The organism is Rhodopseudomonas rhenobacensis (assembly GCF_014203125.1).
In the GTDB taxonomy this organism is placed as follows: domain Bacteria; phylum Pseudomonadota; class Alphaproteobacteria; order Rhizobiales; family Xanthobacteraceae; genus Rhodopseudomonas_A; species Rhodopseudomonas_A rhenobacensis.
In genome coordinates, this window is the sequence record NZ_JACHIH010000001.1 from 277,666 (window position 1) to 296,684 (window position 19,019).

The 19,019-nt window shown below is 65.6% G+C and carries 17 protein-coding genes; 4 read left to right on the forward strand and 13 right to left on the reverse strand.

The features are described 5' to 3' along the window. Positions 1-16: 16 nt before the first annotated feature. The 11 genes from HNR60_RS01295 to HNR60_RS01345 form a co-directional block, all read right to left on the reverse strand. Positions 17-421: an MAPEG family protein gene (locus tag HNR60_RS01295; RefSeq protein ID WP_184253407.1), complete on the reverse strand. Its 405-nt coding sequence runs from the start codon at positions 419-421 to the stop codon at positions 17-19. Between the two features lie 19 nt (positions 422-440). Further along, entirely contained in the window at positions 441-752 is a 312-nt protein-coding gene (locus HNR60_RS01300; protein WP_184253409.1) for a DUF2442 domain-containing protein, read from the reverse strand. Continuing rightward, positions 749-1,006, reverse strand: a complete 258-nt coding sequence (locus HNR60_RS01305; protein ID WP_184253411.1) for a DUF4160 domain-containing protein — start codon at positions 1,004-1,006, stop codon at positions 749-751. The genes HNR60_RS01300 and HNR60_RS01305 overlap by 4 nt, the downstream gene beginning before the upstream one ends. Positions 1,007-1,019: 13 nt before the next feature. Continuing rightward, positions 1,020-2,321, reverse strand: coding sequence for a 2-oxoglutarate dehydrogenase complex dihydrolipoyllysine-residue succinyltransferase (odhB, locus tag HNR60_RS01310; RefSeq protein ID WP_184253413.1), 1,302 nt, complete (start codon positions 2,319-2,321; stop codon positions 1,020-1,022). 101 nt (positions 2,322-2,422) lie between these two features. Beyond that, positions 2,423-5,392 (reverse strand): 2-oxoglutarate dehydrogenase E1 component, encoded by a 2,970-nt coding sequence (locus HNR60_RS01315; protein ID WP_184253415.1) that lies wholly within the window; start codon positions 5,390-5,392, stop codon positions 2,423-2,425. 128 nt (positions 5,393-5,520) lie between these two features. Beyond that, positions 5,521-6,405 (reverse strand): succinate--CoA ligase subunit alpha, encoded by an 885-nt coding sequence (gene sucD / locus HNR60_RS01320; protein WP_184253417.1) that lies wholly within the window; start codon positions 6,403-6,405, stop codon positions 5,521-5,523. Next, positions 6,406-7,605: an ADP-forming succinate--CoA ligase subunit beta gene (gene sucC, locus HNR60_RS01325; RefSeq protein ID WP_184253419.1), complete on the reverse strand. Its 1,200-nt coding sequence runs from the start codon at positions 7,603-7,605 to the stop codon at positions 6,406-6,408. A gap of 201 nt (positions 7,606-7,806) precedes the next feature. Further along, positions 7,807-8,775 carry a malate dehydrogenase gene (mdh, locus tag HNR60_RS01330; protein ID WP_184253421.1) on the reverse strand — a complete coding sequence of 323 codons (969 nt, stop codon included), beginning with the start codon at positions 8,773-8,775 and terminating at the stop codon, positions 7,807-7,809. A 140-nt stretch (positions 8,776-8,915) separates the two neighbouring features. Further along, complete coding sequence (gene zapE / locus HNR60_RS01335; protein WP_184253423.1) at positions 8,916-10,106, reverse strand: cell division protein ZapE; 1,191 nt, start codon at positions 10,104-10,106, stop codon at positions 8,916-8,918. Positions 10,107-10,336: 230 nt separating this feature from the next. After that, positions 10,337-10,873: an RNA 2',3'-cyclic phosphodiesterase gene (gene thpR, locus HNR60_RS01340; protein WP_184253425.1), complete on the reverse strand. Its 537-nt coding sequence runs from the start codon at positions 10,871-10,873 to the stop codon at positions 10,337-10,339. 141 nt (positions 10,874-11,014) lie between these two features. After that, a complete protein-coding gene (locus HNR60_RS01345) occupies positions 11,015-11,725 on the reverse strand; it encodes an arylesterase (protein ID WP_184253427.1) in 711 nt (236 codons plus the stop codon). Between HNR60_RS01345 and HNR60_RS01350 the strand changes: the two genes are divergently transcribed. The 4 genes from HNR60_RS01350 (at position 11,724) to HNR60_RS01365 (ending at position 16,984) form a co-directional block, all read left to right on the forward strand. Beyond that, a complete protein-coding gene (locus HNR60_RS01350; RefSeq protein WP_184253429.1) occupies positions 11,724-12,479 on the forward strand; it encodes an ABC transporter ATP-binding protein in 756 nt (251 codons plus the stop codon). The genes HNR60_RS01345 and HNR60_RS01350 overlap by 2 nt on opposite strands. Before the next feature lie 3 nt (positions 12,480-12,482). After that, positions 12,483-15,059 carry an ABC transporter permease gene (locus HNR60_RS01355; RefSeq protein WP_184253431.1) on the forward strand — a complete coding sequence of 859 codons (2,577 nt, stop codon included), beginning with the start codon at positions 12,483-12,485 and terminating at the stop codon, positions 15,057-15,059. A 298-nt stretch (positions 15,060-15,357) separates the two neighbouring features. Continuing rightward, a complete protein-coding gene (locus HNR60_RS01360; protein ID WP_184253433.1) occupies positions 15,358-16,173 on the forward strand; it encodes a Bax inhibitor-1/YccA family protein in 816 nt (271 codons plus the stop codon). Positions 16,174-16,441: 268 nt separating this feature from the next. After that, entirely contained in the window at positions 16,442-16,984 is a 543-nt protein-coding gene (locus tag HNR60_RS01365) for a GNAT family N-acetyltransferase (RefSeq protein ID WP_184253435.1), read from the forward strand. A gap of 174 nt (positions 16,985-17,158) precedes the next feature. Here HNR60_RS01365 and HNR60_RS01370 read toward each other — a convergent pair whose 3' ends face one another. Both HNR60_RS01370 and HNR60_RS01375 read right to left on the reverse strand, forming a co-directional pair. Further along, positions 17,159-17,524 (reverse strand): DUF2794 domain-containing protein, encoded by a 366-nt coding sequence (locus HNR60_RS01370; RefSeq protein ID WP_184253437.1) that lies wholly within the window; start codon positions 17,522-17,524, stop codon positions 17,159-17,161. Between the two features lie 635 nt (positions 17,525-18,159). Then, on the reverse strand, positions 18,160-18,918 hold the full coding sequence (locus HNR60_RS01375) for a DUF1223 domain-containing protein (protein ID WP_184253676.1): 759 nt from the start codon (positions 18,916-18,918) through the stop codon (positions 18,160-18,162). Positions 18,919-19,019: the final 101 nt, after the last annotated feature.

Here is a 19,019-nt window from a genome sequence, read left to right on the forward strand (position 1 = left end):
GTAGGTGCGGCAAATCTCAAGACAACAACAGCCGCGCCAGCATCGCCAGCAGGGCCAACAGCGACGCAAACCACAGCACGCTGCGGGCGAACGGAAAATGGATCAGATAGGCGGGCACGTAGAGAATGCGCATCACCAGCCAGATCTCGGCGCCGAGCGCGCCCCAGCCGCCGCTGCGGCCGGTGACGACGAGCGCGAGCGCCAGCGCCACGAAGACGGGGTAGGTCTCCAGCAGGTTGCGGAAGGCGCGCGCGGCGCGACCGGCGAACACGCCTTTGGCAGCGCGCGGCTGGTCGCGCGGCCCGGCCTGATAGGCGCCGCCGAGTTCCAGCGTGGTCGGCACCGAAGCCAGAAACAGCTGCACGATCAGCAACACGACGCTCAGGCCGAGCACGAAGATTTCAGTCGGCAGAGGCGGCATTGGGATTCCTTACGGCCGTTTACTCGGCGGCAGAACGACTCACGCGATAGCGATCCGCGAGTTCGGCGACTTTTTGCTCTTCGATATGGATGCGCGTCGCATCCGGACAGAAGTCGATCTCGTGGCCGGGATCGTCCAGATTCCATCCGAACGTGCGGCCATGCGGATCGACTGCGACGCGGGCGAACAACGCTTCATCGCGCAAAGCTGCGAAGGCAGGGCCATTCGCGATCATGTCCGAGAGGTCGTATTCGCCGGAAAGACCGTCGGTGAAAGTGATCCGCAGAACGGGGTAGCGCACGACGGAGACGTCGGCGATGCGGTAATTCACTGATCGATCCTCCCCCCGCTGTAGCGCAGCGCGCGGACTTCCTGCCAAACATAGGCGACCTGCTCGCGGTTCGCCGCGAGCCAGGACTGCACCTCCCGTAATTTCGCCGCTGGAAGCGACCCTTCCAAGACATCCCCCGTCAGAATCGAGATCAGAACCTCGAACTCGGCGAAACGGGCATGCAGATGCGGCGGCAGGTGATCCTTCGGATAGATGACAATGCGAACGCCGGCGATAATAGCAATCGTCGGCATCGCTTGCGAATCCTTACAGATCCAGCACCAGCCTTGTCGGATCCTCCAGGCTTTCCTTGACCCGCACCAGGAAGGTCACGGCGTCCTTGCCGTCGATCACGCGGTGGTCGTAGCTGAGCGCCAGATACATCATCGGGCGGATCTCGACCTTGCCGCCGATCGCCACCGGGCGTTCCTGGATCTTGTGCATGCCGAGGATGCCGGACTGCGGCGCGTTCAGGATCGGCGTCGACATCAACGAGCCGTAGATGCCGCCATTGGTGATGGTGAAGGTGCCGCCCTGCATCTCGTCGATCTTGAGCTGGCCGTCGCGGGCGCGCTTGCCGAAATCGGCGATGCTCTTTTCGATCTGCGCGATCGACTTGTGGTCGCAGTCGCGCACCACCGGCACCACCAGGCCCTTGTCGGTGCCGACCGCGACGCCGATGTGGTAGTAATTCTTGTAGATCAGGTCGGTGCCGTCGATCTCGGCATTGGCCGCCGGAATGTCCTTCAGCGCCTGCACGCAGGCGCGGACGAAGAAGCCCATGAAGCCCAGCTTGGAGTGATGGCGCTTCTCGAACACCTCCTTGTACTGCGCGCGCAGCGCCATGATGTGGCTCATGTCGACCTCGTTGAAGGTCGTCAGCATCGCCGCGGTGTTCTGCACGTCCTTCAGCCGTCGCGCGATGGTCTGGCGCAGCCTGGTCATCTTGACGCGCTCTTCGCGGGCGGCGTCGTCGGCCGGCGAGGGGCTGCGGACCTGCACGGCTGCGGCCGGCTGATCGACCGGGGTCGGCGCCGAGGCCGCCTTCTCGATCGCCGCCAGCATGTCGCCCTTGGTGACGCGGCCGTCCTTGCCGGAGCCCGGCACGGTGGCGGCGTCGATGCCGTTCTCGGCCGAGAGCCGGCGCACCGACGGCGCCTGCGGGGTGTCGGCCGGCAGCGGCTTGGCCTCGGCGGTCTGCGGCTTCGGCTTGACCTCTTCCGGGCCGGCATTGATCGGCTTGGTGCCGTCGGTCTTCAGATCCGGGCGGCCGGTGGTGGTTTCCGGCGCGACGCCGGAAGCCTTGGCGGCTTCCTTCGGCGCGGCTTTCGCGGCGCCGTCGGTGATCTGGCCGAGCAGCGCGCCGACCGCGACGGTCTCGCCATCCTTGGCGACGATCTCGCCGAGCGTTCCGGCGGAGGGCGCCGGCACCTCGATGGTGACCTTGTCGGTTTCCAGTTCGACCAACGGCTCATCGACCGCAACGGCGTCGCCGGCCTTCTTGAACCAGCGGCCGATGGTGGCCTCGGTCACCGATTCGCCGAGCGTGGGAACGCGAATTTCAGTCATTGCTTCTTTCCTCTTGCGAGATCGCCGGTTCAGCTCCGGCGCCTCGCCAATCCCTTGGAGTCATGAAAATCTTGGCGGACGGGGCGGCACCGACGCGGACGTCAGTGCAGCGCCTCGTCCAACAGAGCCTTGAGCTGGGCCAGATGTTTCGACATCAGCCCGGTGGCGGTCGCGGCGGAGGCGGCGCGGCCGGCGTAACGCGGCCGGCGATGCACGGCGCCGATCTGGTTCAGCACCCATTCGATATAGGGCTCGATGAAGTGCCAGGCGCCCATGTTGCGCGGCTCTTCCTGGCACCAGACGAACTCCGCGCCCTTGAACCGGGTCAGCTCCTGCACCAGCGCCTTCAGCGGCACCGGATAGAGCTGCTCGATGCGCATCAGATAGACGTCGTCGACGCCGCGCTTCTCGCGCTCCTCATAGAGGTCGTAATAGACCTTGCCGGAGCACAGCACGACGCGGCGGATCTTGCCGTCCGGCTTCAGCTTGATCTTTTCCTCCGGCAGCACTTCGGCGCTGTCGTAGAGGATGCGGTGGAACGTGGTATCGGCGCCGAGCTCGTCGAGCGACGACACCGCGCGCTTGTGGCGCAGCAGCGACTTCGGCGTCATCAGGATCAAGGGCTTCCTGATCTCGCGCTTCAGCTGGCGGCGCAGCACGTGGAAGAAATTCGCCGGTGTGGTGGCGTGCACCACCTGCATGTTGTCTTCCGCGCACATCTGCAGGAAGCGCTCGAGGCGGGCCGAGGAATGCTCCGGGCCCTGGCCCTCATAGCCGTGCGGCAGCATGCAGACCAGGCCCGACATGCGCAGCCATTTGCGCTCGCCCGAGGAGATGAACTGGTCGAACAACACCTGCGCGCCGTTGGCGAAGTCGCCGAACTGGGCTTCCCAGACCGTCAGCGCGTTCGGCTCGGTCAGCGAATAGCCGTACTCGAAGCCGAGCACGGCTTCTTCCGACAGCAGCGAGTTGATCACCTCGTAGTGGCCCTGATCGGGTCCGAGATGATTGAACGGCGTGTAGCGGTTCTCGTCTTCCTGATCGAACAGCACCGAATGGCGCTGCGAGAAGGTGCCGCGCTCGCTGTCCTGCCCGGACAGCCGGACCCGGTGGCCTTCCTGCAGCAGGGTGCAGAACGCCAAGGCTTCGCCGGTCGCCCAATCGATGCCGACGCCGGTGTCGATGGCGCGGGCGCGGTTTTCCAGATAGCGCTGCACGGTGCGGTGCAGCCGGAAGCCGTCCGGCACCTTGGTGATCTTGCGGCCGATGTCCTTGAGGAGAGCGACGTCGACGCCGGTGATGCCGCGGCGCGGATCCTCTTCCTGGTCGGCGGTCTTGAAGCCCGCCCATTTGCCGTCGAGCCAGTCGGCCTTGTTCGGCCGATAGCCGGTGCCGGCCTCGAGCTCGGCGTCGAGCCTCGCGCGCCAGTCCGCCTTGGCCTTTTCGATCTCGCCTTCGGTGATCACGCCGTCGGCGACCAGCCGCTTCGAATAGATCTCCAGCGTGGTCGGGTGCGCGGCGATCTTGCGGTACATCGCCGGCTGGGTGAACGCCGGCTCGTCGCCTTCGTTGTGGCCATGCCTGCGGTAGCAGAACATGTCGATCACCACGGGCTTGTGGAATTTCTGCCGGAACTCGACCGCGATCTTGGCGGCGAACACCACCGCTTCCGGATCGTCGCCGTTCACATGGAAGATCGGCGCATCGATCATCTTGGCGACGTCTGACGGATACGGCGAGGAGCGCGAATAGCGCGGATAGGTGGTGAAGCCGATCTGGTTGTTGACGATGAAGTGGATCGAACCGCCGGTGCGGTAGCCCTTCAGGTCGCTCAATCCGAAGCATTCGGCGACCACGCCTTGCCCGGCGAACGCCGCGTCGCCGTGCATCAACAGCGGCAGCACCGAGACGCGCTCTTCCGGGGCGTCGCCATGCTGGTCCTGCTTGGCGCGGACCTTGCCGAGCACGACGGGATCGACGATCTCCAGATGCGACGGGTTGGCGGTCAGCGACAGATGCACCTTGTTGTGGTCGAACTCGCGGTCCGACGAGGCGCCGAGATGATATTTGACGTCGCCGGAGCCCTCGACCTCGTCGGGGTTGGCGGAGCCGCCCTTGAATTCGTGGAACAGCGCGCGATGCGGCTTGCCCATCACCTGGGTCAGCACGTTGAGGCGGCCGCGATGCGGCATGCCGAGCACGATCTCGCGGACGCCGAGATTGCCGCCGCGCTTGATGATCTGCTCCAGCGCCGGGATCAGCGCCTCGCCGCCGTCGAGACCGAACCGCTTGGTGCCGGTGAATTTCAGGTCGCAGAACTTTTCGAAGCCTTCGGACTCGACCAGCTTCATCAGGATGGCGCGGCGGCCTTCGCGGGTGAAGCTGATTTCCTTGTCCGGGCCTTCGATGCGTTCCTGGATCCAGGCCTTCTGCGCGCCGTTGGAGATGTGCAGAAATTCGACGCCGAGCGTCTGGCAATAGGTGCGCTCGCAGATCGCGACGATCTCGCGCAGGGTGCCGTATTCCAGCCCGAGCACGTGATCGAGGAAGATCCTGCGATCGACGTCGGCCTCGGTGAAGCCGTAGGTGCGGATGTCGAGTTCTTCGTGGTCCTTGGCGGGCTCGAGACCCAGCGGGTCGAGCTTGGCGTGGAAATGCCCGCGCATCCGGTAGGCGCGGATCAGCATCAAGGCGCGGACCGAATCCCGGGTGGCCTGGTTGACGTCGGCCGGCACCGTCGGGGCGCCCTTGCTCTGCGCCTTCGCCTGTTCCTTGGCCTGCAGCTTGGTGCCGATCGCCTTCTCGACTTCGACCCAGTTGCCGTCGAGCGCCGAGGTCAGGTCGTCACGCGGGCTGATCGGCCAGTCGGTTCTGGCCCAGGACGGGCCTTCGGCGTTGCGCTGAATGTCCGCCGGGCGGTCTTTCAGGCTCTTGAAGAATTCCTGCCATTCGGCGTCGACCGAGGACGGATCGGCCTGATAGCGGGCATAAAGCTCGTCGATGTAACCGGCATTGGCGCCATCGAGAAATGAAGAAAGGGCAAAAGCAGCATTCGCGTCCTGGCGAGACATGATTCCGTCCTGAATTTCTCGTCGCACATCAAAGTGCGAACGCTGACCCGGGGGCCCGGATCAGCAACATAGTGCACCTTTACCCCCAAAAAAGGGAAATGTAAGCGACGAAAAACGCTAGGACTGAATTACGACTTCAACTTTTCGGCAAGCGTCTTGCCGAGCCGCGCCGGCGACGGTGACACCACGATGCCGGCGGCTTCCATCGCCGCGGTCTTCGAGGCGGCGTCGCCCTTGCCGCCCGAGATGATCGCGCCGGCATGACCCATGCGGCGGCCGGGAGGTGCGGTGACGCCGGCGATAAAGCCGACCGTCGGCTTGCTGCGGCCGCGCTTGGCCTCGTCGATCAGGAACTGGGCGGCGTCTTCCTCGGCGGAGCCGCCGATCTCGCCGATCATGATGATCGAGGTGGTGTGCGGGTCGGCCAGGAACATCTCCAGCACGTCGATGAACTCGGTGCCCTTGACCGGGTCGCCGCCGATGCCGACCGCGGTGGTCTGGCCGAGCCCCTCGCGGGTGGTCTGGAACACCGCCTCATAGGTCAGCGTGCCAGAGCGCGACACGATGCCGACCGAACCCGGCTTGAAGATATTGGCCGGCATGATGCCGATCTTGCATTCGCCGGCGGTCATCACGCCGGGGCAATTCGGGCCGATCAGCCGCGACTTCGAGCCCTGCAGCGAGCGCTTCACCCGCACCATGTCGAGCACCGGGATGCCCTCGGTGATGCAGACGATCAGCGGGATCTCGGCGTCGATCGCCTCGCAGATCGCGTCGGCTGCGCCCGGCGGCGGCACGTAGATCACCGAGGCATCGGCGCCGGTGCGCTGCTTGGCCTCGGCCACGGTGTCGAACACCGGCAGACCGAGATGGGTGGAGCCGCCTTTTCCGGGCGAAGTGCCGCCGACCATCTTGGTGCCATAGGCCATCGCGGCTTCGGAATGGAAGGTGCCGTTCTTGCCGGTGAAGCCCTGGCAGATCACCTTGGTGTTGCTATCGATCAGAACCGACATTTATGCAGCCTCCTTGACGGCTTTGACGATCTTTTGCGCGGCGTCGTCGAGATCGTCCGCCGACAACACGTTGAGGCCGGATTCCTGGATGATCTTCTTGCCGGCGTCGACATTGGTGCCTTCCAGGCGCACCACCAGCGGCACCTTGAGGCCGACGTCCTTGACCGCCGCCACCACGCCCTCGGCGATGATGTCGCACTTCATGATGCCGCCGAAGATGTTGATCAGGATGCCCTTCACGTTCGGGTCGGCGGTGATGATCTTGAATGCCGCGGTGACCTTCTCCTTGTTGGCGCCGCCGCCGACGTCGAGGAAGTTCGCCGGGGTCATGCCGTACAGTTTGATGATGTCCATGGTCGCCATGGCGAGGCCGGCGCCGTTGACCATGCAGCCGATGGTGCCGTCGAGCGTGACGTAGTTGAGGTCGTATTTCGACGCCTCGATTTCCTTGGCGTCTTCCTCGGTCTCGTCGCGCAGCGCGGCGATGTCGGGATGGCGATACAGCGCGTTGCCGTCGAACGACATCTTGGCGTCGAGGCACTTCAGCTCGCCCTGCTTGGTGACCACCAAGGGGTTGATCTCGAGCATTTCCATGTCCTTGGAAATGAACGCGGAATACAGCTGCGCCACCAGCCGCTCGGCCTGCTTGGCGAGGTCGCCGGAAAGCCCCAGCGCCTTGGCGACGGTGCGGCCGTGATGGCCCATCACCCCGGTGGCCGGATCGACCGAGAACGAAATGATCTTCTCCGGGCTGTCGTGGGCGACGTCTTCGATATTCATGCCGCCTTCGGTGGAGACCACGAAGGAAATCCGCGAGGTGACGCGGTCGACCAACAGCGACAGGTAGAATTCCTTGTCGATGTCGGAGCCGTCTTCGATATAGAGCCGGTTGACCTGCTTGCCGGCGGGGCCGGTCTGGATCGTCACCAGCGTCGCGCCGAGCATCTCGGCGGCGTATTGCTTGACCTCTTCGACCGACTTGGCGAGCCGCACGCCGCCCTTGTCGCCGGCGGTGGCTTCCTTGAACTTGCCCTTGCCGCGGCCGCCGGCATGGATCTGGCTCTTCACCACCCAGATCGGCCCGCCGAGCTGCTTGGCCGCAGCCTCGGCGTCGGAAGCCTTGAGGATCGCGACGCCCTTCGACAGCGATACACCGAACGGCTGCAACACCGCTTTGGCCTGGTATTCATGGATATTCATTGATTGCCCCTCGCCAGAATTCGTCCAGCCGAATGAACCTAACTCGTCTCACCACCGGCCACATATTGCCTCTCTTATCGGGAGAGGATTGGGGCGAGGGATACGGTCCGTCATTGGCCCGCGTCCCACACCCGACCGGCTTCGCCGCACGTCAACGCTCATGAAAGCATTGACGGCGGCGCCGTCGTCCGATTTTCAGCCTCAGTGGCCGAGCAGTTCGGGCGCGATCTTCTTGCAGGCTTCGACCAGGCCCTGCACGGCGGCAACCGACTTGTCGAACGCCTCGCGGTCCTTGCCGGCCAGCTCGATCTCGACGATGCGCTCGACGCCCTTGTCGCCGATCACCACCGGCACGCCGACATACATGTCCTTGACGCCGTATTCGCCGTTGAGATAGGCCGCGACCGGCACCACCCGCTTCTTGTCCTTGAGATAGCTCTCGGCCATCGCGATCGCCGAGGCCGCCGGCGCATAGAACGCCGAGCCGGTCTTCAACAGGTTGACGATCTCGGCGCCGCCGTTGCGGGTGCGGTCGACGATCTCGTCGAGCCGCGACTGCGAGGTCCAGCCCATCTTCACGAGGTCAGGCAGCGGGATGCCGGCCACGGTGGAATACTTCACCAGCGGCACCATGGTGTCGCCATGGCCGCCCAGCACGAAGGCGGTGACGTCTTCGACCGAGACGTTGAACTCGTCGGCGAGGAAATAGCGGAACCGGGCGGAGTCGAGCACGCCGGCCATGCCGACCACCTTGCGGTGCGGCAGCCCGGAGGCCTTCTGCAGCGCCCAGACCATGGCGTCGAGCGGGTTGGTGATGCAGATCACGAAGGCGTCGGGGGCGTATTTCTTGATGCCGGCGCCGACCTGCTCCATGACCTTGAGGTTGATGCTGAGCAGATCGTCGCGGCTCATGCCGGGCTTGCGCGGCACGCCGGCGGTGACGATCACCACCCGAGCGCCTTCGATCGCCTCGTAGGAATTGGCGCCGGTCAGCTTGCAGTCGAAGCCGTCGACCGGGGAGGACTGCGCCAGATCCAGCGCCTTGCCCTGCGGCACACCCTCGGCGATATCGAACATCACCACGTCGCCGAGTTCCTTCAGGCCGACCAGGTGAGCCAAGGTTCCGCCGATCTGACCGGAGCCAATCAAAGCAATCTTGTCGCGCGCCATGGGAAAGCTGTCCTTTGAGCAGGGTGGGGGAAGGGGAGGAAAAGCTGGGGCGTGGGTTATCCCGTTCGCAGGAACCGTTCAAGTCGCGGTTCGCTCATAAATAGTTCAGCCGGCTCGATAACGACGAAACGGCGTTCGACTTAGGTTTCGACCAGGCCGGTGGAGGACCCGCTGGCGGTGGAGTCGCTGCGGCCGTGCGGCAGCGCCAGATAGGATTCCGACCCCATCTCGATCAGCCGCGACGCGGTGCGCTGGAACTCCATCGCCTCGACGCCTTCGGTGGCACGGTACAGCGCTGTGGGGTCGGCCGCCGCCGAGGCCATCAGCTTCACGGCGTTGTCGTACAACGTGTCGATCAGCGTGATGAAGCGTTTGGCGGCGTTGCGGTCGGCGATGTCCATCATCGGAATCTTGTCGATGATGATGGTGTGATAATCATGCGCCAGCCGCAGATAATCCGACGCCGCCAGCGGCTGCTCGCAGAGGTCGGCGAAGCCGAACCGCGCGACGTGGTGGTCGGCGCGCGGCACGTGCAATTTGCGGCCCTTGATCGAGATGTCGCGCGGATGGCCGGGCGCGCCCCCGGTCAAGCGCAACCAGGCCTTGTCGAGCGCGGCGGTGGCTTCCGCATCCGCCGGCACCAGCCAGGTCTTCACCCCGGTGAGCTTTTCCATCCGGTAATCGGTCCGGGCATCGAGCCGCAGCACCTCCATCCGGGCCTTCAACAGCCCGATGAACGGCAGGAACAGCGCGCGGTTGAGGCCGCCTTTGTAGAGATTGTCCGGCGCCACGTTGGAGGTCGCCACCACCACGGTGCCGAGCTCGAACAGCTTTGAGAACAGCCGGCTCAGGATCATCGCATCCGCAATGTCGGTGACGTGGAATTCGTCGAAGCACAACAGCCAGGCTTCCTCGAAGATCGAATTCGCGGTCAGCGCCACCACGTCGGCGCTTTCGCCGAGTTCGCCGCGCTTGATGTTCTGCCGGAAGGCGTAGATCCGCTCGTGCACCTCGGCCATGAATTCGTGGAAATGCGCGCGCCGCTTCAGCGTCACCGGGCTGGTGTCGAAGAACAGGTCCATCAGCATGGTCTTGCCGCGGCCGACCTCGCCATGGACGTAGAGCCCGCGCGGCGGCGGCGGGTCCTTGTCGGCGCCGAACAGCCGGCCGAACAGCCCGGGCTTCTTCGGTGGCTTGTAGCCGGCGAGATTGGCCTCCAGCACGCTGAACGCCTCGACGGCGCCGGCCTGCGCCGGATCGGGCTCGATCGCGCCGGAGGACACCAGCGCCTGATATTGTTCGGAGAACGAGACGGGGTCGGGAGACAGCATGGCGACACTTACGTCATTACCGCGCGGAAAAATGCAAGCCGGGATTCACGCAGGCGGCCATGCGGAACGCGGTCTGCGCAAGAGCTGGGCTCGGCGCCGATCCTCAATAGGCCGTCATCCCCGCGAAAGCGGGGACCCAGTATTCCAGAGCCCCCGAAATTTCGGCGCTCTGGCATACTGGGTCGCCCGGTCAAGCCGGGCGATGACCTCCGCGGATGCTGCGAAGCCGCCTATCCCGCTAGCGCGTACGAATCCTCCACTACATAGGGCCCGCCGCCGGTCGAGGCGCGCGACGAGAACAGCACGAAGCGCGAGGCGGTGAACACCCGGGTCGGAAAATAGCCGCGCACCGAGAGATAATCCGCGACGTCCTGGTTGGAGGCGTCGCGCAGCCGCGCCAGCGTGACGTGCGGGGTGAATTTGCGCCCTTCCGGGTTGAGCCCGAGCCGCTGCATCAGCCGCTCCAGCTCGGCCTGCAGCTCGATCAGCGGCCGCGACGGCACCACCGAGGCCACCACCGCGCGGGGCTTCTTGCCGCCGAAGCTTTGCAGTCCCTGCAGCGCGACGTCGAACGGCTTGCGGTTGATCCGCACCAGCATCGAGGCGATCTCGTTGGCGGAGACGCCGTCGATATCGCCGATGAAGCGCAAGGTGACGTGGTAATTTTCCGGGTCGATCCAGCGCGCGCCGGGCAGACCGCCGCGCAGATTGGAGAGCGTCTGGCCGATCTCGGCCGGGATTTCCAGTCCAGTGAACAAACGCGGCATCGCAAACCCTCGATGCAGAAGCACGGCAGGAGGACGAACGAATCAACGACAATTAGTCGTAACGCAGAACTGCGACACTGCGAAGTCTGGTAGGTACAACGCCCTGTGAATACCTCATGTTGAGGGCGGATTGCCGGTTTTTCAACTGCGTTGCCCAGCGACGGTGCTGAGAAATGCCTCCACGGTGGGCAGGATATTCTTCACTACGGTGTCGACGCCCGCCGCGGTCGGATGCAGCCCGTCAGCCTGGTTCAATTTGGCGATGGTCGCGACGCCCTCAAGAAAGAACGGATACAGCGGCACCTGATAGGTCTTCGCCAGCTCCGGATAGATCGCGTTGAACTGCGCCGCATATTGCGTGCCGTAATTCGGCGGCGCGTACATCCCGCACAACAGCACCGCGATGTTGCGCGCCTTCAGCTTCGTCACGATCTGGTCAAGCGCCTCGCGGGTGACCTTGGGGTCGGTGCCGCGCAAGGCGTCGTTGGCGCCGAGTTCGACGATCACCGCTTCGGTATCCTTCGGGAGCGACCAGTCGAGCCGCGCGAGGCCACCTGAAGCGGTGTCGCCCGACACCCCGGCATTCACCATCTCGGTGGCGATCCCCTTGTCCTGCAAGGCCTTTTGCAGACGCGCCGGAAACGCCGCGGCGGCCGGCAGGCCGTAGCCGGCGCTCAGCGAATCGCCCAGCACCACCAGCTTGATCGGCTTGGCGGCAGCGACCGTCGCCGTCTGCGCCACGCTCGCTCCGCTCATCAAACCTCCGAATAAGACCGCGGTCACCATGCCGCGCAGAAACATCGCCCCGCGCCTCTCGACCGCGCCGAACCAATCGCCATATGAGCCAGCCATGGACAAGTTCATCAAAACCTCATCGCCGCAGGGCCAGGCACCCGACACCCGAGCGCCCGACACCATTGTCATCTCCAATGTCGACCTGTCGCTCGGCTCCGGCGCGGCGCGCGTGCATATCCTGAAGGATATCAGCCTGCGCGTCGGCTCCGGCGAGGCGATCGGTCTGATCGGGCCTTCAGGATCGGGGAAATCCACGCTCCTGATGGTGATGGCGGGGCTGGAGCGCCCCGACAGCGGTGAGGTGGTGGTCGACGGCACCGCATTCAATGCCCTCGACGAGGACGCGCTGGCGCGGTTTCGCGGCCGCCATGTCGGCATCGTGTTCCAGTCGTTCCATCTGATCCCGACCATGACAGCGCTGGAAAACGTCGCGGTGCCGCTGGAATTGGCCGGCCGCGCCGACGCCATGGAACGCGCCGCGCGCGAATTGACCGCGGTGGGCTTGGGCGAACGGCTGCAGCATTATCCGACGCAACTGTCCGGCGGCGAGCAGCAGCGCGTCGCCTTGGCCCGCGCGCTGGCGCCGGACCCGACGATCCTGGTCGCCGACGAGCCGACCGGCAATCTCGACGAGACCACCGGCAAGCAGATCGTCGATCTGTTGTTCGCGCAGCACGCCCAGCGCGGCATGACGCTGGTGCTGGTGACCCACGACACGTCGCTGGCGCAGCGCTGCGACCGCGTGGTGCGGCTGCGCTCCGGCCGCATCGACGTCGCCGCACCCGATCGCGTCCGCGTGCAGACGGCTTAAGCGATGACAACGATCTCCGAACCCATGCCGCAGCGCCCGGCACTGTCCTGGCCGTTGCCGCTGCGTTACGCGCTGCGCGAATTGCGCAGCGGCTTGCGCGGCTTCTACGTGTTCATCGCCTGCATTGCGCTCGGTGTGCTGGCGATCGCCGGGGTCGGCTCGGTCGCGGGCTCGTTGAGCGAAGGTCTCGCCCGCGAGGGCCGCGCGCTGCTCGGCGGCGACGTGGCGTTTTCCTTGATGCAACGCGAGGCCTCGCCGGACGAACTGGCGTTTTTGCGCGGCCACGGCCGGGTTTCGGTGGCGGCAACCTTGCGCGGCATGGCGCGCACCGCCGACGACCGGCTGGCACTGGTCGAATTGAAGGCGGTCGACGACACTTACCCGATGCTGGGCACCCTGACGCTGGCGCCGCCGATCGCGGTGCCGGATCTGTTGGCCGAGCGCGACGGCGTGTTCGGCGCCGCCGCCGACGCAGCCCTTTTGGCCCGGCTCGATCTGAAAGTCGGCGACAAGGTCCATGTCGGCAACGCGCCGTTCGAAATCCGCAGCGTGGTCGGCGCCGAGCCGGACAAGCTCTCCGGCGGGGTCGGTTTCGGGCCGCGCTTCCTGGTCAGCGAGCAGGCGCTGCGCGCCACCCAGTTGCTGCAGCCCGGCAGCCTGGTGCGCTGGACCTATCGGCTGCTGCTGCCGGACAACCAGGCCGACGACCGCGTCGCCAACGCGCTGGCCGATGAGGCCCGCGCCGCGCTGCCGCAGGCCGGCTGGGAAATCCGCAGCCGCGGCAACGCCTCGCCGCAGCTCGAGCGCACCATCACAAGGTTCACCCAGTTTCTCACGCTGGTCGGCCTCGCCGCGCTTCTGGTCGGCGGCGTCGGCGTCGCCAACGCGGTGAAAAGCCATATCGACCGCCGCCAGGACGTGATTGCCGCGTTCAAGGCGCTCGGCGCCACCGGCCGCGACGTGTTTGCGATCTATCTCACCCAGGTGATGGTGCTGGCCGGGATCGGCTCTTTGATGGGGCTCGCGCTCGGCGCCGCGCTGCCCTACGCGATCGTCGGGCTGTTCGGCCAATTGCTGCCGCTGCCGGTGGTGCCGACGCTGCATCCCGGCGAACTGGCGCTGTCCTTGGTTTACGGTCTGTTAACCGCGCTGACCTTCGGGCTGTGGCCGCTGGCGCGGGTGCATGACGTGCCGGTGGCGGCGCTGTTCCGCGAGGCGGTGATCAGCGAGCGGCATCGGCCGCGGCCCAAACACCTGATTTGGATGGCGATCGTGATCGCCGTCACGGTCGCGGTGGTGATCGGGCTGTCCTACGACAAGCGCGTCGCCGCGGCCTTCGTCGCCACCTCGGTGGTGGTGTTCGCGCTGCTGCGCGGCATCGCCGCCGGGTTAATGGCGTTGGCGCGCAAACTGCCGCGCGCCAACTCGACCATGCTGCGGCTGGCGATCGCCAATATCCACCGCCCCGGCGCGCTCACCCCCTCGGTGGTGATGTCGCTCGGCCTCGGTCTCGCGGTGCTGGTCACCGTCACCCAGATCGACGGCAATCTGCGCCGGCAATTCACCGCGGCGCTGCCGGACAAGGCGCCCTCGTTCTTCTTCATCGACATTCCCTCTACCGAGACCGATCGCTTCAATGCGTTCCTGAAAGACCAGGCGCCGGGCGCCAGCATCGAGGACGTGCCGATGCTGCGCGGCCGGATCGTGTCGGCGCGGGGCGTCAAGGCCGAAGACCTCAAGCCCGCCACCGACGCCGAATGGGTGCTGCAGAGCGACCGCGGCCTGACCTACGCCGCCGAGGTGCCGCGCGGCTCCAAGGTGGTCGAAGGCCAATGGTGGGAGCCGGGCTATAGCGGCCCGCCGCTGGTGTCGTTCGAGAAGAAGCTCGCCGACGGGCTGGGCCTCAAGATCGGCGACGAGGTGGTGGTCAACGTGCTCGGCCGCGACATCTCCGCCAAGATCGCCAATCTGCGCAGCGTCGACTGGCAGAGCCTCGGCATCAATTTCGTCGTGGTGTATTCGCCCAATGCGTTTGCCGGCGCGCCGCACACCCATATCGCGACGCTGACCGAGCCGAACGGCACCGCGGCCGGCGACGGCGCCATCATCAAGGCGGTGGCCGACGCGTTCCCGATGGTCACCAGCGTGCGGGTCCGCGAGGCCTTGGAAACCATCGGCACCGTGGTGACCAATCTGGCGCTGGCGGTGCGCGGCGCCAGTTCAGTGACGCTGATCTCGGCGATCCTGGTGCTCGGCGGCGCGCTCGCTGCCGGCCATCGCCACCGGGTCTACGACGCGGTGATCCTGAAGACGCTCGGCGCCACAAGGGCGCGGCTGCTCGGCGCCTACGCGCTGGAATATCTGATGATCGGTTTTGCAACCGCAGTGTTCGCGGTGCTGGCGGGCTCGGTCGCGGCCGGGCTGATCGTCTCCAAGCTGATGACGCTGAGTTATGTCTGGCAGGCCGGCAGCGCCTTGGCGGTGGTGGTGGCGGCGCTGCTCGTCACCGTCGGGATCGGCCTCGCCGGCACCTGGCTGGCGTTGAATCAGAAGCCCGCCACGGTGTTGCGTAATCTGTGAAATTGCGGCACTCCGACGCAACCGCGTCGGCGGTGCCGGAATTCGCCGAAACCGCGGGTTTTCGACGCCTCGGCGGCAGAATTTCCTTAACCTCCTTGGCGTAGCGACATTCGGCCGCGCATCGGAGCTTGCGTGGAATGTGTTAGTTTCCCACATATCGGATTGGGTCAGACACCGCACGGATGACGCAAGTTGCAGACTTGATCTGCAAATTGATGTCAGCCAGCACGCGGGGTTTGAGATAGATTTCGCACTCGGCCGCAGCCCTTAGGCGGCCATACAACACGGGATTTCGACCATGTCGGACTTCGACCGTAACTATGCTTCTCCTTTCGGCCGGGCGGCCGGGCGCGTTGATGCCGCGGCCGTCGATGCCGGCCTGCGCGCCTACATGCTGCGCATCTACAACTATATGACGATCGGCCTCGCCATCACCGGCGCGGCCGCGCTCGGCGTCTATATGGCCGCCGTCACAGGTGACGTCTCGGCGGCAGCGATCGGCGCCAAGGGCCTGCCGTTCTCGGTGAGCGGAGGCCAGTATCTGACCGAGTTCGGCGTCATCATGTTCGCCAGCCCCTTGAAGTGGGTGTTCATCCTCGCCCCCTTGGTGATGGTGTTCGCGATCTCGTTCGGCATCAACCGGCTGAAGCCGGCCACCGCGCAAATGCTGTTCTGGGCGTTCGCCGCCCTGATGGGCATCTCGCTGTCGTCGATCTTCCTGGTCTATACCCACACCTCGATCGTGCGGGTGTTCTTCATCACCGCGGCCTCGTTCGGTGCGCTGAGCCTCTACGGCTACACCACCAAGCGTGACCTCACCGGGATGGGTTCGTTCCTGATGATGGGCCTGTTCGGCATCATCCTGGCGAGCCTGGTGAACCTGTTCGTCGCCTCGACCATGCTGCAGTTCATCGTCTCGGTGGTCGGCGTGCTGGTGTTCGCGGGCCTCACCGCCTGGGATACCCAGCGCTTGAAGAACGACTACATCTACGGCTACGCCTCGCAGGGCGGCGACGTCGCCGAACGCGCGGCGATCACCGGAGCACTGTCGCTGTACTTGAACTTCATCAACCTGTTCACGCTGCTGTTGCAGCTCCTCGGACAGCGCGACTGACGGTTTCCATCGTCCATCCATCGGACAAACATCGAGCCCCGGCCTTGCGGCCGGGGCTTTTTTCTTGGGTTTTTCAGGACCCGGATGTCGCACGCGCCCAGATGCCGTGCCCCGCAGCCTTCGTAACGGTCCCGGTTCTGCGAAGCCGCGCGTAGCGCACTGCTTCGCGCCCCGGACACGAGCCGGGGTACGCATCCCGTCGCGCAGCGCACGCCCTCCCACCGAAATCCGGCTTCACATTTGCCGGCGCGAAACTATGGTTCGCGCCATGTCCGAACTCGATATCCGGCCGACCGCAGTGGCCGACCTTCCCGCCATCACCGCAATCTATGCCGAAGAAGTGCGTTGCGGCACCGCCACCTTCGAACTGACGCCGCCGGATCTTGCAGAGATGACCCGCCGCTTCGAGGCGCTGACCGGAAACGGCTTTCCCTATCTGGTCGCCCGACGCGACGGGGAGCTGCTCGGCTACGCCTATGCGGGGCCGTACCGGCCGCGGCCGGCCTATCGCTTCACCGTGGAGAACTCGATTTATCTCGCGCCGGCGGCGCAGCGCCAGGGCGTCGGCTCGCGCTTGCTCGGCCGCCTGATCGCGGAATCCGAGGCGCGCGGCTACCGCCAGATGATCGCGGTGATCGGCGGCTCCGACAATCTCGGCTCGATCGCGCTGCACGGCCGCGCCGGCTTCCAGATGATCGGCGTGCATCCAAGCGTCGGCTTCAAATTCGGCCGCTGGCTCGACAGCGTGCTGATGCAGCGCGCGTTGGGCGAGGGTGACGCGACGACGCCCGCGGATCAGCCGACGAGATAGAGCACAGCGCCGGCCACGCCACCGACCGTCACCCTCCGCGAAAGCGGAGGGCCCAGTATTGCAGAGCGCCGGTGATCCATCGCAAGCGCTCTGTAATACTGGGTCGCCCGGTCAAGCCGGGCGATGACGGCTACGGCAGGTGGCCGGCGCGGCCTCGAATACCGAGACCACCCCTCACACCACCGCGAGCTTGCGGTCGATCGCCAAGAGCACGCGGTCGAGCTCGTGGCCGCGGCGCAGGATCAAGCCGGTGGCGGAGATCACGCTGTAGGCGCCCTGCTTGCGGGCCAGCCGCGGATCCTTCTCGATCCGGTAGATCGGCACCTCGGAGGCGCGGCGAAACACCGAGAACACCGCGCGGTCCTTGAGGAAGTCGATGGCGTAGTCGCGCCACTCGCCGGCGGCGACCATGCGGCCGTAGAGATTGAGGATGCGATTGAGTTCAATGCGATTGAACGTCACCAGACCAGGCGGCGCGACCGCGGCGCCGCCCGCCGGCCGTATCCCGCTAGGGTCGGCCTCCCCCGACATCGAACTCATCGGCACCTCCTGTCACGACGCAGACATGATCGCGCCGACCGCGCTCCGCCGCAAGGGGCCGCGACGGGCCGCGAGCGAGATCATGCACGTGGCAGGATCGGGCATTGATACGATCGGTCACAGGATCGTTAGTTAAATCTTATTGCCGCCCGATTTCCGTCCAACCGCGGCCCTGCTGGCTTGCGAGATATAAGCCTTGCGTTGGCCCGGTCTTGTCGGCGTCGGATTCCTCAGCCCCCAGCCCCCCGGGGTCTTCAGGATCGGGCCTGTTCGCAACAATCAATCCCCATACTGAGGGCCAACGCGAGTTGGTCCTTTTTGTTATGGGGATTGATTCGTGTCTTGAGCTGATCGCTTGAGCGCTGCCAAAGCAGCATCTGCAAAATCATCATTTCGAAATGCGGCGCGCGCCCGCACCCCCGCGTCATTCCGGGGCGCGAGCCGGCTTGCGGCGAGCGAACCCGGAATCTTGCCGCGCGTGTGTGCTGCGCGCCCAAGAGTGCGGGTAGCGAGTGCGGGTGGCGAGATTCCGGGTTCGCTCGAGCTGACGCTCTCGCGCCCCGGAATGACGGAGTATCCCGAATGGCTGCGTATCCCGGTATGAGCAACTGTGGAGATTGGTTCGGCCGCGCCGCTCAGTCGAGCGAGGTCAAAGCCGCGCCGAGCATCGGGCCGGGCTGCTCGCGGCTGCCGCTCTGCACATACACCACCGCGGCATCGACGCCGGCGCCGGCGAGGTTCTCGATCGGCACCGTCCAGCTCTGGGCCTTGCCGGTCCAGTCGCCGACCTTCAGCCAGGTCCGCACCACGTTGTGATAGGTCACCTCGCGGCCGCGGTTTTCGCCGCGCGTGATCGCGATCGGCACCGCCTTGGAGATCGAGCAGATCCACACCTCGGCCGGACTCGGCGCACCATCGGCGGCGGCCGCCGCCGCGACCGCGACCTTGAGCTGCTTGCCGTCCAGCGTCACCTTGACCGGCACCGACATGATGCCCGCAGTCTTCTCGGTATCGCTTATCGCGCCGTCGATCCGCGCGCGGTCGTTGCCGACCACCTGCATCGCGCCGTTGACGATCATCTGCGGGGTGTAGACGTCGCGGTCGCCGCGCCGCGCCGAATAGGCCTTCTGCCTTGCGCTGAAGCGGGAATCCGCCAGCGTGTCCTTCCAGCCGAGATAGTCCCAATAGTCGATCGGCATGCTGAGCGCGATCACCGACGGATCATTGGCGAGATCGCCGATGATCTTGTCGGCGGCCGGACACGACGAGCAGCCCTGCGAGGTGAACAGTTCGACCACGGCGCGCGGTTGCGCCACGGCGGGGGCGATCGTGGTCAGCAGCGCGCAGGCGGCGAGCGCGCCCGATCCGTTGAGAAATCCGCTCCACGCCATCATCAGTGTCACGCCGGATCATGCAAGACGGAGCCACGGCACGCTACGCGCGCCGTCTCCAAATTCCTGCCTTCGCAATCGGAAGGCGCCTTGTCATAGGCGGC

Coding starts and splice junctions, on each gene's coding strand:
- HNR60_RS01295 (WP_184253407.1), bottom strand. CDS start 421: ATGCCGCCTCTGCCGACTGAAATCTTCGTGCTCGGCCTGAGCGTCGTG.
- HNR60_RS01345 (WP_184253427.1), bottom strand. CDS start 11,725: ATGGCTGGCTCATATGGCGATTGGTTCGGCGCGGTCGAGAGGCGCGGG.
- HNR60_RS01375 (WP_184253676.1), bottom strand. CDS start 18,918: ATGATGGCGTGGAGCGGATTTCTCAACGGATCGGGCGCGCTCGCCGCC.
- HNR60_RS01350 (WP_184253429.1), top strand. CDS start 11,724: ATGGACAAGTTCATCAAAACCTCATCGCCGCAGGGCCAGGCACCCGAC.
- sucD (WP_184253417.1), bottom strand. CDS start 6,405: ATGTCGGTTCTGATCGATAGCAACACCAAGGTGATCTGCCAGGGCTTC.
- HNR60_RS01315 (WP_184253415.1), bottom strand. CDS start 5,392: ATGTCTCGCCAGGACGCGAATGCTGCTTTTGCCCTTTCTTCATTTCTC.
- odhB (WP_184253413.1), bottom strand. CDS start 2,321: ATGACTGAAATTCGCGTTCCCACGCTCGGCGAATCGGTGACCGAGGCC.
- HNR60_RS01305 (WP_184253411.1), bottom strand. CDS start 1,006: ATGCCGACGATTGCTATTATCGCCGGCGTTCGCATTGTCATCTATCCG.
- HNR60_RS01360 (WP_184253433.1), top strand. CDS start 15,358: ATGTCGGACTTCGACCGTAACTATGCTTCTCCTTTCGGCCGGGCGGCC.
- mdh (WP_184253421.1), bottom strand. CDS start 8,775: ATGGCGCGCGACAAGATTGCTTTGATTGGCTCCGGTCAGATCGGCGGA.
- HNR60_RS01355 (WP_184253431.1), top strand. CDS start 12,483: ATGACAACGATCTCCGAACCCATGCCGCAGCGCCCGGCACTGTCCTGG.
- zapE (WP_184253423.1), bottom strand. CDS start 10,106: ATGCTGTCTCCCGACCCCGTCTCGTTCTCCGAACAATATCAGGCGCTG.
- HNR60_RS01365 (WP_184253435.1), top strand. CDS start 16,442: ATGTCCGAACTCGATATCCGGCCGACCGCAGTGGCCGACCTTCCCGCC.
- thpR (WP_184253425.1), bottom strand. CDS start 10,873: ATGCCGCGTTTGTTCACTGGACTGGAAATCCCGGCCGAGATCGGCCAG.
- HNR60_RS01370 (WP_184253437.1), bottom strand. CDS start 17,524: ATGAGTTCGATGTCGGGGGAGGCCGACCCTAGCGGGATACGGCCGGCG.
- sucC (WP_184253419.1), bottom strand. CDS start 7,605: ATGAATATCCATGAATACCAGGCCAAAGCGGTGTTGCAGCCGTTCGGT.